Origin of the sequence: Halobellus rarus, from assembly GCF_024494595.1 — an archaeon.
Classification (GTDB): Archaea; Halobacteriota; Halobacteria; order Halobacteriales; family Haloferacaceae; genus Haloquadratum; species Haloquadratum rarum.
Genome location: NZ_JANHDI010000009.1, coordinates 78,138 through 91,306 on the forward strand (window position 1 = coordinate 78,138; position 13,169 = coordinate 91,306).

The following is a 13,169-nucleotide window of genomic DNA, read 5'->3' on the forward strand; positions in this document are numbered from 1 at the left end:
TCTGACTCGTCTGTTATCGGTCGGCGAAATGCCTCTCTCTCCAACACCCATTACTCCGCACAGCGACGGAAACGAGTATTGTAATTCCCCGCGTAACGCCTGAGCACGGATCGGCGCCGCCGCTCGACTCCGTTATTTCAAAGTGACAGTAAGCGATCCTCTTCAGACGGCGTTCAGGGGAGGTCAAACCATTTTAGCTGTAGGAATCGCTCAGTACAGGGGATTCACGTATCGATTCACTCACGGAATTACTCACCAACTGTCAAGAATACCGTGCGAGATACAGGCATAGATTCAGCACTGGTGAGAGTTCAAGCCGTGTGATCTCTCTCCACTGACCTGGGAGAGTCAACTATTGATGAGAGTACCCCGTCGAAAGAGGATAACAAACCCAGCCAGTGCGACCAGGCCTATAACGACCCCGACAAGCCCCTCTCCGTTAACAACAAAAATTTGCCCCGCTACCAATCCCTCGATGTTTGCGTATATATCTCCGAGGATCCACGGGTTGAGGATGTTCCAGATCAAGTGCAAAATCATCACTGGAAACACACTTCCATCTGTGAGATAATATGCATACGAGAACGGAAATGAAATGGTGAATACGGCAACGGCCTGTACCGCGGTAATCAGGAGTGGGTTTTCGACGCCTATCGCTACCCCCGCCCTGTAGAGGAACGCTGAGTGGAATAAGGCCCAAACGAGACCGACAGCGGCTGTCGCCCTGACTCGATCCCACCGAGCGGTGAGTTCCGGAAGCAAATACCCGCGCCACCCGAATTCTTCACCATACATCCGAATCATCGCCATCAGTAAAAACAGAAGCAACAAGACGATCCCTCCTTGTCGAAGCGCGAGTACGATGATATTTTCCGGGCCGGCTTGATACGTCCCAAGACCAGTTGTAAGCGCGAGCAGTGCCGTAATCCCGATAAATCCGATCGGATAGGCCACGGCAAAGAGGAGTGAGCGACTCGTCGACCCTCGGAGTGAGGAACTGATCGTTCGCAGCACGGAGTGGCCCTGAACCCGACGGATAACAAGTGCAACACTGGCTGGAGTAAGCATCAACAAGAGGGTCGTGTACTCCGGAACCGTATCGGTGATTGTCACGAACGAAATCGCCCAGCTCAGGATCAACGTCCCGGCGACGAACGCCCCAAGTGCGACCGGTGGATCCAGGGTGGTCGAGGATTGTGGCTCGACGGTGGTCATACGTATTATATCACCCACACGAAGCAAAAATCTATCACTCGGATTGATCGTCCACTCGGCGTCTCAACCGAAGCTCAGGGCGTGCCACTCCCCCCACGAGGCCGGTCGTATCGTATCGCCACCCCGCGTACCCGACAATCATCACAATACCGACCACCCCGGCTGCGATCCCCAAGAGTCCAGCTTCAGGGCCGAACGCACCGCCTGTTACTACGTCGGGACCGGTCTCTGTGATTTCGATGAGGGTTACTCCGAAATCGAACCCACTGACACCGAATCCGTAGATAGTCCCCTGAAAGAAATTCCACGTGATATGCAACCCGATTGGGATTGCCAGTTCGTCAGTTAGGAGGTATCCGGCAGCTAGAAGGACTCCAGCAACCCCAATTCCGAGAATACTGAACGCCGATGCGTTCGGATTCGCCGCGTGTATCAAGCCGAAAAGCGACGAGGAGACGGCGACAGCAATCCCTACGGCGAGTCGTTCAGAAGCGTATCCTGTGAGTCCTTCTGCAATGTTCGTCAACAGATAGCCACGTAGCACAAGTTCCTCGCTCACTCCGGAGACGAGCCAAAACACGAGCATAACCATCATTCCCCCAGCAAACCCAACACCCAGTCCCTCAACAACAAACGTCCCCTCGATACGGATCCACCCCATCACGAGTGTGACGACAAATACGCCACTCATAAGTGCCGCACCAAGTATCGAGCCGAAGACGAGATCAACCCACCAATCGCGGTTGATGCCGAGACCCAAATCGGCAAGAACACGTCTATCGATATGGTATCCAGCCAATAGAACGACTGGAATAGGGGTCATTTGCCCGACAATAATCACCGCGAACAGAACTATTGGAATTTGCGTCAGTTGCATAAGGAAGGTTAGTGCGATATTGACGAGAACGACAGTGAACACAAGCAACACGATCGCTAAGAGGATCCGAACGAGTGCCCGGGGTCGGCAGTCAGTCTGGTTCCAAAGAACACTCTTTACTCTTTCGAGAATCGGCTTAGTTGACATAAGGATCGATTGAATCCACTCCGAAAAAAAGCCACGCCAATGGTTCAGAACAGTTTTCAAGGCTCGACACCCGACCGATAACACGAAAGACGATAGTAGTCAGTGTCTATGCACTCGGAGTACTACTGATCAGCCTGTTTCTGCGTGAATTATACTGGAATGGCCCACAAGATAGCACATCACCATTACGAGGCACAGCAACACGGCTTCTCTGGCGGACAGTGACCGGAACTGTGTCGGTCGGACTCAGACTGTGGCTTCGGCAAACTGATCTCTGATACACCCATCACGAAGGATACCGTACTGAGCAGTTCGATGCCGGCGTTCTGAGCGGTATGCGCTTTGTATCTCGAACAGTCCTCAGAACATCTCGGGGAGCTAGCAGAAATCTCAGTAGTCAACAAGCACACGCGTTCTAACGGTTGGTTCTCCGGTAAACCCGTGAAAATAACACGGTGTGAGGAGTAGAAACCCGACTTATAGAACATAGGATAGGGTCTAAATATCTCTCGTAGTCTCTCCGTCGTTCTGCTTTATCCGCCGCTGATCCCTTGTCGTAGTGCTTGTCCAACACCCGACCACTCATATTCGCCCGGTCACCGGTCACATCTTAGGTTGACCGGCATTTCGAGCAGCAGTCACGTATCCTCGTCGAAGCGCGTGGGGGGACACTGAAGCCGGACACCCGTAGGCGGTGTTCCAACCAGTGTGCTCGCACGTCTCGGGATGCTTTTCGACCGGACAAGTGCCTTGTAGAAGCACGGTTTTACGTCTGTACCTCCCCGCCAAATGGCGGCAGTCTGTGTAGCTGTCCCGCAGATGTATTTATAAAGAGGCACTCCTTAGTGTATGATACCGAAGCGAAATGGTCGTGTTTAGTTACGGATGAAGAGTGAGGCGGAATGATTTCTTGGTGCTCTATGCCAGAAATCGCCCGCCCCAGCGGATGTACGGACTGGATTGATTCGGATTTTGTGGAGCGACAGCGGACACCCGAGCGTGCGATGAAGCTCGGTATTCAACTGCAGTTAGCGGGACTGTCGCTGTCGAATACCGTCTCTATTCTCGAAGAGGTGGGTGTCGAGCGATCGCATAAAGCAATCCACGATTGGGTACAAAAGGCCGATCTACAGCCCACAGATGGGCGAAGCCCGAATCACGTTGCGCTCGACGAGACTGTGATTTGAATTAATGACGAGCAATTCTGGCTGTACGCTGCGGCTGATCCCGATACGAATGACCGACTGCATCTACGGCTCTTTTCAACGACGACGACCGCATTAACCGAGATTTTCCTGCGTGAACTTCGTCAGAAATACGATGTCGAATCTGCCGTGTTTCTGGTCGATGGCGCTCAACACCTCCAAACTGCGCTGGCCAGATCCGGGCTCCGTTTTCAAACTGAACGGACTGGAAATCGGAACGCCATCGAACGGATTTTCCGCGAGTTCAAGCGCCGAACTTCCTCGTTCTCAAACTGCTTCAGTCACGTTGAGCCACAAACCGCCGAAAATTGGCTCCAAGCATTTGCTGCCTGGCTCAATGCTCCAAACTAAACACGACCCAAAGAGAAGGGCGAACGCTGTTGTCCACCCGGATACTGGGGCAACGAAGAGGGCGGTCGGACACTCCGCACGTTCATCCGAAACGACCAGTACACGCTGGAGATGGGCGACCGCTCACGCCTCGAAATCCCGGTTGGGAAAGAACTCAAAGAGAAGTACGACCGCGGCTTCGTCAGTTGCGAAGCGGTGCAAGAGGGCCCGAATTTCATCACTGTACTCAAACGTGTACCCGTCCGTCATATAGAAAACGACCACCGTTCGGATCGCTGTTCGTTTGTTCCCGTCGACGAATGGATGCTCCGCAACAAGCAGTCACCTCAAGACGAAATATAGTCGATCAACCGGCTGGCCACGTCGTCAGTTCGTTCGTCGACGAGAGAGGTCAGGTAGTGCTCGACATCGGCAGCACTGTTGAGGGTCACGAGCGACCACGGAAGCACGTGACTTCGCTCACCAAGTGGGTCGCCCTCGTAGTCGTCGTCTCGGAGTGGGAGTGCCTCCTCGTGGTAGGTCTTCGTGGAGAGTAGAACAGTAATGAGTTGGGTACCGTGGTTCGGGAGTTGAGGCGCTCCCAGAATGAGCATCGGGCGACCTTTCTTCGAGAGCGGGTCACTCGCCCAGACGATGTCGCCACGTTCCAACTCCTCGAACGCAGTCACTGTACTTCTTCCATCTCGTCGGTTTGGAGGTCCTCGAGACGCTCCTCACCGTATTGTTCGTCTGCAGTCTCGTAGTGTCGGTGGAGTCGGTAGGCCGACTGGAGCCGTTCCTTGTTGTCCGTGATCGCCCAGTACGGGCGCTTGTGCCGTACGAGCCCGCGTTCCTTCAATCGCGAGAGAATCGCACTGACGGCGTCTGTATCCAGCCCGAGTTGCTCGGCGATCGTTGCCGCCTTCCACGCCCTGTCGTTATTCTTGTCGAGAAACAGCACGATCCGCTCGGTATCATTCCGTTCCTCGAATTCGTCGGCGTCAGCGTTCTCGAACTCGTCGATATCGATGGTGCCGCTCGACATAGACTAGTGTTGGGACTGTTGGAAAATAGTTGTTTGGTATGTTTGTTACCGTGGACGGGTGTTTCCGTGCCCAGAAATGCGGGAGGGGGTCACTCCGCTGGCGTTGCGACGAGATGTTCCTCGAGGTCACGCGTCCAGTGCGTGGCGGGCCTACCGGAGCTACAGCGGTCGCACAGTTGTAACGGCCCGTCGAGATGCTCACGCGAGGAGTCACGATCGTATTCCTCGGCTTGATTCACATATCGGAGCGGGTGTTCGTCGTCCAGTTCCTGTGCGTTGTATGTGATGTGGAGTTTGGGGATGTAGGATTTGAGGGTGTCTTTCGCTTGGTACGTCAAGTTGTACGGCGTCACCACGTTATTCGTGGCGCTCATCGTCGTACAGTTCTGCTCGAATACGCTCAGTTGTGATCGGAAGCTGGATGAAATACAGGGTCACAGCCAAAAAATTGTGTTCTGATGGAGCAGATACTTCAAGACGGTCCGTTGGCCTCACGAGCGGCCAACGCGACTCTGCGGCCGGTCGCTCACACCGTCTCTTCACGCTGAATGAAGAGTACGCTAGCTACGACGAGCGTGCCGCCGACGACCGTGACGACTGAAACGGGCTCTCCCAACACTAATGCCCCCAAGCCGACGGTCACGCCCGGCTCGGCGGTGCTGATGACGCTCGCTCGACTCGCACCGATCTTAGCGATGCCAGCGAAGAACGTGAGTACAGGGACTACTGTCGCCAGAATCGCGATCCCGAGGACCGCCCCCCACGCTGTTGGGGTATTCGGTATTGTCAACGACCCCGTTCCGGCACCGAACACGAGGAAGCTGAGGGCGGCCGACGGCAACACGAAGGCAGTCAGCGTCTCTGCGGGAACCGTCGTGAGCGCGCGCTGGCTGACGAGGATGTAAAACGAATACGCACACGCCGCTCCGAGGACGACGACGACGCCGCGCGGGTCCACACCGGCCGGATCGACGCCGGTGATGAGTGCGACGCCGCCGATCGAGAGCACTAATGCGGCGACCAGCGGCGGCGTCACGCGATCGGGATGGACGACCGCGGTGAGGACGACGACGAACGCCGGATACGTGTAGAGGACGATCGCGACCATCCCGGCGGTCATAAACTCGAGGCCGAAGAAATACAGCGCGCTTTGGGTCGCGTACCCGCCTGCACCGAGCGCGAAGGCGATCGCGATGATCCGTCTGCTCGGAATTTGCAGTCGTCCGCGCGACCAAAGAATAGGCCAAATGATCACCGAAGCGAGTGCGAACCGGAGCGCGAGCACCGTGGGTATCGATAGCTCCTCCTCGGCGGCAATGACGCCGAAAATCCCCAGCGTCCCGAACCCGACCGCGGAGATGACTACAAGTGCGATTCCGACCGTCTCATCGTCCATACACCAACGCTGTGACCGGGTTTCAAAACGCTACTGATCTAGAAGCTCGTTCTTCCAGTTCTGGTATCAATCGAGTAGGCCAGCGGTCGGGCATTCGGCACCGGAGCGCGGTCTCGTCGTCTAATTCTCACCGGTCTCGGGCGAGGAATAATATCTATGCTAGCATACCCCCCTCAAGGTTTGGCAACGGGCACAGAGGCTCCGAGTTCGGACGTAGACTCACCTGTAGAACTACGCCATCGCTAATGTGACTTGCCTTCTCAGTGCGAGGCGTTGCTCCGCAGAAGGCACAGCCGGCAAGCGTCTATTTCATTATCGTCCTCTCGCGTTGGTGTCGCGAGCGGCGGTCCAACCTCGATGGAAGACCGCGAGTTGGAGAATTGAGTCGAATGCTTCGTCGCTTGGCTCGTGGACGAGGACCCGTTCGTCGGGAATTGGAGTGACGACATCGTCGTCTACCAGGACATTGACGAGAGTATGGGCCCGCCCGTCGTCAATATCTGCTACTGCGACGCGGGCGGCATCTTGATCCTGTGCGACGAGTTCCGCTTCAAACCGTTCGTGGTCGGCTGATGCATCGTCAAGTGCGTCTGTACCAGGCATGGGAATCACGTTGGCGCGTATTGACGCGCCTCGCCCTCCCGGGCGCGTACAAACTCCTCGCTGCTCCGGTTTAACCAACGATGCGGAGGACTACGGTTCTGTGTTGGTTAATTTGTGGTGGGTTCAGAACTGATGAACGGGCTTCACTCGGAACGTATCTGGGTCACCGTTCGGCATCTCGTTGGTTCGATCCGAGGACGACTGCGAGAGTCGGTTGACCAGTTCGTCGCGAACCGCTTCACGGCTGACTGTTGTTTCGCGCCAGCCGAGACGTTTGTCGAAATACCGCTTCTGGAACCGCTGGCCGACGTCGTCGACGGCGATGAATTGTGTCCGCTTCACTCCCGCAACGCTCATCGAGACGAACTCGGCCCCGACGTGTTCGTGGGTGAGCTCGACGAGTGCGCACTCGACAAAAGAGACGATGCCAGTCGGACTTCTGTTGTGCGGGAGCGTCAGTTCGAGATCTGCCCACGGTTCTTCGCTCGGTTGTTTAGTGTACTCGCCATTGAGTCGTGATCGCTGTTGCTCGTGTTCGGAAGACATGGTTGTTGAGTGGGTGCTACGACGGCTCCCTCGCCCCTCCCGGGGGGCGACAAACTCCACCGCGGATCGCATCATTACTCAGTAAGTGAATTCTGATATATCGGCTAGAGACGCTCGTCGTTTGATGGCCCCTCGGCCGGAGAGAGCCAGCGGCGTTTGCACCGGTGTACCCTAGCCTTCCTTTGGATGATTTTGGGGGTGCAGAGAGTGTCGAAACAGGCGTAGGTTGGACAAGAGGGCCGTCGGGCAGTTTTCAGGCGGTGATGATGACTTCGACGAACTACAAAATCCGGTTGTTGGTGAGAATTGTGCTTGACGAGGTGGTGATACCCTTGAATTCGAAAGATAGAGGGTCACATAGAGATCGGACTTGGGAAATATCGAACCAAATAATCAATGGCTCGTTTGGTGTTTCTGCCGATTATTTTTCCGAAAATGCCGAAGTAACGCGATACAAGCCCTGAAAAGTGCGTGACGGGATTTTAGATGCGTCGTGTACCCCTCTTTCAGAGAAGTATCTGCTATCTGACAATTTCTTTTCTAAGGTCGATATCTGGAGAGGGTCTGGTTTTATCAAAACTCTCAAAATCGGACGATAATACTCGTGGCTATCGACGTGAGATCTTATATTGACCGCGGGAGACTCCTTCGGGAATCTGCGTACATCTGAACCGAAGTATATGATATCAACGAGGATGTGCTACTCCCACCCTTGATGTGGCTACCGGACGAACTCGGTATTATCTACTGATGTTCAATACCATCCTCGTCCCGACCGATGGAAGTGACTGTGCGCAGGCAGCCGTCGGGTACGCCGCAGACCTGGCGAGACGCTATGACGCGAGAGTACACGCGCTCTGTGTGGTCGATTCCAGAACGCTCGAAAATGCCCCCCAGTACGACCAAATCAAGAAAGAACGTGAGGAGGTTGCTGAAAGGACCTGCAATGATATCTCTGTGAGTGGCGTCCCAGTTGAACAAGCCGTCCGTACTGACGTCCCCCACAAGGCGATTCTTCGATATACAACTGAACAGGACATCGACCTCGTCGTCATGGGGACCCACGGCCGAACCGGCGTCGAACGGTATCTGCTCGGGAGTGTCACCGAGAAGGTCGTCCGACTCTCTGATGTGCCAGTGTTGACGGTCAAGGCGGAAGACGACGGCGAGGTCACGTACCCCTACACCGACATCTTGGTGCCGACCGATGGGAGTGAAGGGGCTGGGGCCGCTATTGGCTCCGCTGTCGATGTCGCCAGCACCTACGGTGCTCGCCTCCATGCCCTCTCGGTCATCGATACGATGGCGATGGGCGTTGATGTCCGTTCAGGTGCAATCCTCGAATCACTCGAAGAGTCGGCCCAATCCGCGGTAGAAACCATCGAGGAGCAAGCTACCGAAGCATCCGTGTCTGCGGTCGAAACTGCGATAGAACACGGGAATCCCTACCGAGGGATTCGGTCCTACGTTGAGGAGCACGATATTGATCTCGTCGTGATGGGCACCCACGGACGCAGTGGCATCGAGCGATACCTCCTGGGAAGCGTCGCCGAAAAGACTGTGCGCACGTCACCAGTTCCCGTAATGACTGTTCGTCAGCCAGAGTGAACCAGCGGTCAGGAATAGCTCTTGGTCTGTCTCACAGCGTAGAATCTGCCGTTCTCAACACTGACTCCGTTCTGAACCGCCCCTCTGGTCGAAGGACACGCTACTTCTGTACTCGACACTGACCACTAAGTCGTCCCCCGGCGTACTTCCAGTAACAAATGGCTGTCTCCGCTTCGACGGACACCGAATCCTGGTATTCGCGGAGGCTAAGCCAGATTTACGACACTCTCGACGCCGACTCAGATGGTCTCTCGACCGAGGAAGCTGAAAACCGACGCTCCGAACACGGCCCAAATCGCCTGCCGAAAGCGAAGGCAGTCACCGTGTGGCAGATCTTCCTCCGTCAGTTCAAGAACCCGCTCATCTACATTCTCGCCATCGCGGCAATCGTCTCGTTCGCCATCGGCGAGGAGACTGACGCCGGGTTCATCGCTGCGGTGCTGTTGGTCAATGCGCTGGTCGGCGGTATCCAGGAATGGCGTGCGGAACGCAGCAGCCAGGCACTCCAACAACTCATCCGCACCCGCGCGACGGTCATCCGCGATGGGGAGACACGCGACATCGATGGAGAAGATGTGGTCCCGGGCGACGTCGTCCTCCTCGAATCGGGCTATCGCGTTCCTGCAGACATTCGTTTGGTCTCCACGCATAGTCTGGAGATCGACGAGTCGGCACTCACCGGTGAATCAGCACCCGTCCTGAAAAACGAAGAGTGGACAGGCGACGACCGGGCTCCATTAGGAGACCGGCGTAACATGGCCTACGCTGGCACTGTGGTCAATCGGGGCCGAGGCCGCGGCGTGGTCGTCGAAACCGGTACCGACACGGTCGTCGGCCGACTGGCAGAGGACGTCACGGCCGTCGAGGGCGGGCAGCCACCTCTCGTGATGCGCATGGAACGGTTCACCCGCATCGTCGGCGTCGTCGTCCTCGTCGCCGCAGCGATCACCGCGCTTCTCGGGATTTTCGTCCAGCAGTACGACGCTGTCGAGATGTTCCTGTTCGCCGTGGCACTCGCCGTTTCGGCGATTCCTGAAGGGCTTCCTGTCGGGATCACCGTCGCCCTGGGCGTCGCTAGCCGGCGAATGGCGAAAGTCGGCGTTATCGTCCGACGCTTGGTAGCTGTCGAGGGGCTCGGCAGCTGTACGATGATCGCGTCGGACAAGACGGGGACGCTGACGGCTAACGAACTGACCGTCAAACAGGTGCAACTCCCCGAGGGAAGCACGTTTGAGGTGACTGGCGAAGGGTACGCTCCGGAGGGGAACGTTCTCCAAGACGGGCATCCTCCGAAGCCAGACCTCGCGGACGAGTTGTCCCGTCTCGCTCGCGCATCTGTGCTCTGCAACGAGGGCCGCCTGTCTCGGCGGAACGACGAGTGGACGTGGCGCGGTGACCCGACCGACATTGCACTCCTCGCACTCGGTCGCAAGCTCGGGTGGTCCCGCCAGTCTGCACTCGATGCGCATCCACAAACCGACGAGATCCCCTTCGAACCCGAACAGCGTTATGCAGCGACGTTCCACCGGAAAAATGACGAGACGCGGGTATTCGTCAAGGGCGCGCCCGAGCGCGTTCTGGAAATGTGTACGGATGCAAGCGAGGGCGAATTTTCACGGCCAGCCCTCCAGCAGCAGGCAAACGAGATGGCCCACAACGGGTACCGCGTGCTCGCTGTTGCGGAAGGAACAGTGGAGACCGACGGAGGGATGGAACAGCCGCCTTCCGAACCAACTGAGCTGACGTTTCTGGGCTTTCTCGGATTGATCGATCCGCTTCGGTCCGGTGCTGCGGAGGCGATTGCGGCAGCGCAGCAGGCTGGTATCACAGTCACGATGATCACCGGAGATCATCCGGAGACGGCACTCGCTATCGCCCGGAATCTCGGGCTTGCCGAGTCGGCGGACGAGGTTACCACTGGGGCCGAACTCATGGATGCCTCCCAAGAGAAACTCGAAGAAATCCTCGAAAAGACCCTGGTGTTCGCACGCGTCTCGCCAGATCAGAAACTCAAGATCGTCGAAGCTGCCCGAGGGATGGGACACTACGTAGCCGTCACGGGTGACGGGGTCAACGACGCACCGGCGCTTCGACAGGCGAACATCGGCATCGCTATGGGGAAGATGGGAACCGACGTGGCCCGTGACGCGGCCGAACTCGTCATCAGCGACGACAACTTTGCGACGATAGTCGCCGGTATCGAACAGGGCCGTATCGCGTTCGACAACATCCGGAAGGTCATTTTCCTGCTCATCTCCACCGGCGCTGGCGAAGTCGCCCTCGTCCTGTTGAGCCTGGCGGCCGGACTGCCACTCCCGCTGGTGCCCGTCCAAATCCTCTGGCTGAACCTCGTCACGAACGGTATTCAGGACGTCGCCCTCGCCTTCGAACCAAAGGAGGGAGACGTATTGAATCGTCCGCCGCGCTCACCGGACGAGCGAATCTTCAATCGAATAATGATCGAACGGACGCTCGTCGCCGCGCTGGTGATCGGCGTAATCGGGTTCGGGACGTTCGTCTGGTTGCTGGACCAAGGGCTCTCAGAGGCTGCCGTCCGCAACCACCTGCTCCTCCTGATAGTCCTGTTCCAGATGATTAATATTGGCAATGCCCGATCCGAGACGACGTCGCTGTTCAAGCTCTCGCCGTTTCGGAGCCCGATACTGCTCACCGGGACGATTACAGCGTTCTTGGTCCACCTCGGGGCGATGTACTTCCCGCCCGCTCAGGCGGTCCTCGGAACGGCACCTGTCGGGCTGGAACAGTGGCTCATTCTCGGTGGGATTGCCCTGACCATCGCAATCGCTATCGAACTCCACAAACTGAGCTGGAAAGCGCGGTACCCCCCACGCTCCGGGACAGAGGAACAGGCCCCATCGAACACTCACGAGGAGGAGGCATAGAGGTCGAAGTCTGATGGAAACTCAGTTCTGCTCCTCGCCCCGAACGGTTAGTACGGGAACAGGCGACTGCCGAACCACTCGTTCTGCGACGCTACCTATGACGACTCTGTCGAGACCTGTCCGGCCGTGAGTTCCCATAATGACCATGTCGATGCCATACTCGGAGACGTAGTCCAGAATCTCTTCGTGCGGGTTCCCGTCGACGATTTCGGTCACGACGGTCAGGCCGGCTTGGGTTCCAGTCACCTCGACATCTCGTACTGCCCCGCATCCTTCGTCCCAAAGCGTTTCGAGCAACGGACCGGAGCGCGCCAGGCGAGTGCCGACGACGTATAGGGATCCAAGGTCGCGTCCCATTTCGATGCGCTCTCTATGCCGTGTTCGAGAGCGGCTTCCGCTCCCTGACTCCCGTCTGTCGGAACCAGAATTTGGTCGTACATAATGACGTAATCCGGGGAGTGGAGGGACGTTACCCCCTATGGTGCTGATGTCCAGCAACGCAATCCCCCCGTTGACGATTGCCTTGGGTTGGCCTGCAACCACTCCGTATACAACGATACCAGCCAACACAAGCTGCATCCCCCGTGTCAGGCGAATCTGATTCAGGGTCGAGGGGCGCGGCAGGAGACTCATCATCGCAGCACCCGCTGAATCGCCCGCCAAAGCTGGCGATCTCGACGGCTAAAGTACACGTCGAACAGAACACCGGCCGTCAGCCCAGCAAGTGTCACCCAGAGAAATTAGATCGTCAGTGCTTCGTTCGTAGAGAGGTAGGTCGTCCCGAGCAGTCGGTCGAGGTGCCACCGGAGAATCACCCAGGTTGCGGCCCACGCCAGCGTGGTCAACACGACGAAGGTGACGGCGAACCAGTGGATGAGCTTGAGCGTGGTGAACATATGCAGTTCGACCGTGACGAGCAACGCCAGTGCTGCCAGTGCGAGATACGAGGCGAAAATGCCGACGGTCCCGCCGAATAATCCGCGAACGAGAATCGGTAACAATGCAAGTGGCAGTAGTTCCCAGGGGAGCATTACACGCCAGTCTTGGTGGACGCCCGGTGGCAGGAGAACGATGACGCCTGCTGCCGCGACGAACACTATTCACTGGAGGTCAAAATCAAGGAGACTTTCGACGAAAACCACCAGGAGAACGCTAATTAACAACCACGCGACGATAGCGTTCGTCCGACCACTTCGGAACAACCGCTCAAGGACATCTTGAACGCTACCGTCGAAAATCGGTTCCTGGTCCCGATCACTCATCACTCGTTCCGACAACTTGGACGGGTACGCAA

At 57.0% G+C, this 13,169-nt stretch carries 12 protein-coding genes and 4 pseudogenes; 4 read left to right on the forward strand and 12 right to left on the reverse strand.

Going from position 1 to position 13,169, the window contains the following annotated elements:
• Positions 1–348: 348 nt before the first annotated feature.
• The gene (locus tag NO876_RS11365) at positions 349–1,215 is read right to left on the reverse strand and encodes a CPBP family intramembrane glutamic endopeptidase (protein WP_256421798.1); all 867 of its coding nucleotides are present in this window, start codon (positions 1,213–1,215) and stop codon (positions 349–351) included.
• A gap of 34 nt (positions 1,216–1,249) precedes the next feature.
• Positions 1,250–2,239, reverse strand: coding sequence for a CPBP family intramembrane glutamic endopeptidase (locus NO876_RS11370; RefSeq protein WP_256421799.1), 990 nt, complete (start codon positions 2,237–2,239; stop codon positions 1,250–1,252).
• Between the two features lie 920 nt (positions 2,240–3,159).
• On the opposite strand from NO876_RS11370, the pseudogene NO876_RS11375 reads away from it, so the two are divergent.
• Both NO876_RS11375 and NO876_RS11380 read left to right on the forward strand, forming a co-directional pair.
• Positions 3,160–3,795, forward strand: a pseudogene (locus tag NO876_RS11375) (IS6 family transposase).
• A gap of 9 nt (positions 3,796–3,804) precedes the next feature.
• Positions 3,805–3,975, forward strand: a pseudogene (locus tag NO876_RS11380) (IS200/IS605 family transposon protein TnpB); the annotation flags it as partial.
• Here the strand turns inward: NO876_RS11380 and NO876_RS11385 are convergent.
• The 7 genes and pseudogenes from NO876_RS11385 to NO876_RS11415 all read right to left on the reverse strand — a co-directional run.
• Positions 3,919–4,116, reverse strand: a pseudogene (locus NO876_RS11385) (type II toxin-antitoxin system death-on-curing family toxin); the annotation flags it as partial. The pseudogenes NO876_RS11380 and NO876_RS11385 sit on opposite strands and share 57 nt — an antisense overlap.
• Positions 4,117–4,121: 5 nt before the next feature.
• Entirely contained in the window at positions 4,122–4,463 is a 342-nt protein-coding gene (locus tag NO876_RS11390; protein WP_256421801.1) for a type II toxin-antitoxin system PemK/MazF family toxin, read from the reverse strand.
• Positions 4,460–4,819, reverse strand: coding sequence for a MarR family transcriptional regulator (locus tag NO876_RS11395; protein ID WP_256421802.1), 360 nt, complete (start codon positions 4,817–4,819; stop codon positions 4,460–4,462). Before NO876_RS11395 ends, NO876_RS11390 begins: the two co-directional genes overlap by 4 nt.
• An 89-nt stretch (positions 4,820–4,908) precedes the next feature.
• Positions 4,909–5,193 (reverse strand): DUF7558 family protein, encoded by a 285-nt coding sequence (locus NO876_RS11400; protein WP_256421803.1) that lies wholly within the window; start codon positions 5,191–5,193, stop codon positions 4,909–4,911.
• Positions 5,194–5,345: 152 nt separating this feature from the next.
• Positions 5,346–6,215, reverse strand: a complete 870-nt coding sequence (locus NO876_RS11405) for a DMT family transporter (protein ID WP_256421804.1) — start codon at positions 6,213–6,215, stop codon at positions 5,346–5,348.
• A 312-nt stretch (positions 6,216–6,527) separates the two neighbouring features.
• Positions 6,528–6,818 (reverse strand): DUF8069 family protein, encoded by a 291-nt coding sequence (locus NO876_RS11410; RefSeq protein ID WP_256421805.1) that lies wholly within the window; start codon positions 6,816–6,818, stop codon positions 6,528–6,530.
• A gap of 123 nt (positions 6,819–6,941) precedes the next feature.
• Entirely contained in the window at positions 6,942–7,364 is a 423-nt protein-coding gene (locus NO876_RS11415; RefSeq protein WP_256421806.1) for a DUF8030 family protein, read from the reverse strand.
• A gap of 750 nt (positions 7,365–8,114) precedes the next feature.
• On the opposite strand from NO876_RS11415, the gene NO876_RS11420 reads away from it, so the two are divergent.
• Together NO876_RS11420 and NO876_RS11425 are read left to right on the forward strand one after the other, a co-directional pair.
• Entirely contained in the window at positions 8,115–8,972 is an 858-nt protein-coding gene (locus tag NO876_RS11420) for a universal stress protein (RefSeq protein WP_256421807.1), read from the forward strand.
• A gap of 158 nt (positions 8,973–9,130) precedes the next feature.
• Positions 9,131–11,875 carry a cation-translocating P-type ATPase gene (locus NO876_RS11425; RefSeq protein ID WP_256421808.1) on the forward strand — a complete coding sequence of 915 codons (2,745 nt, stop codon included), beginning with the start codon at positions 9,131–9,133 and terminating at the stop codon, positions 11,873–11,875.
• A 21-nt stretch (positions 11,876–11,896) separates the two neighbouring features.
• Here NO876_RS11425 and NO876_RS11430 read toward each other — a convergent pair whose 3' ends face one another.
• The 3 genes and pseudogenes from NO876_RS11430 to NO876_RS11435 all read right to left on the reverse strand — a co-directional run bounded on the left by NO876_RS11430 (position 11,897) and on the right by NO876_RS11435 (position 13,137).
• Positions 11,897–12,172 (reverse strand): universal stress protein, encoded by a 276-nt coding sequence (locus tag NO876_RS11430; RefSeq protein WP_390277951.1) that lies wholly within the window; start codon positions 12,170–12,172, stop codon positions 11,897–11,899.
• The gene (locus NO876_RS18135) at positions 12,118–12,315 is read right to left on the reverse strand and encodes a universal stress protein (protein ID WP_390277953.1); all 198 of its coding nucleotides are present in this window, start codon (positions 12,313–12,315) and stop codon (positions 12,118–12,120) included. Before NO876_RS18135 ends, NO876_RS11430 begins: the two co-directional genes overlap by 55 nt.
• 192 nt (positions 12,316–12,507) lie before the next feature.
• Positions 12,508–13,137, reverse strand: a pseudogene (locus tag NO876_RS11435) (hypothetical protein).
• Positions 13,138–13,169 lie beyond the last annotated feature (32 nt).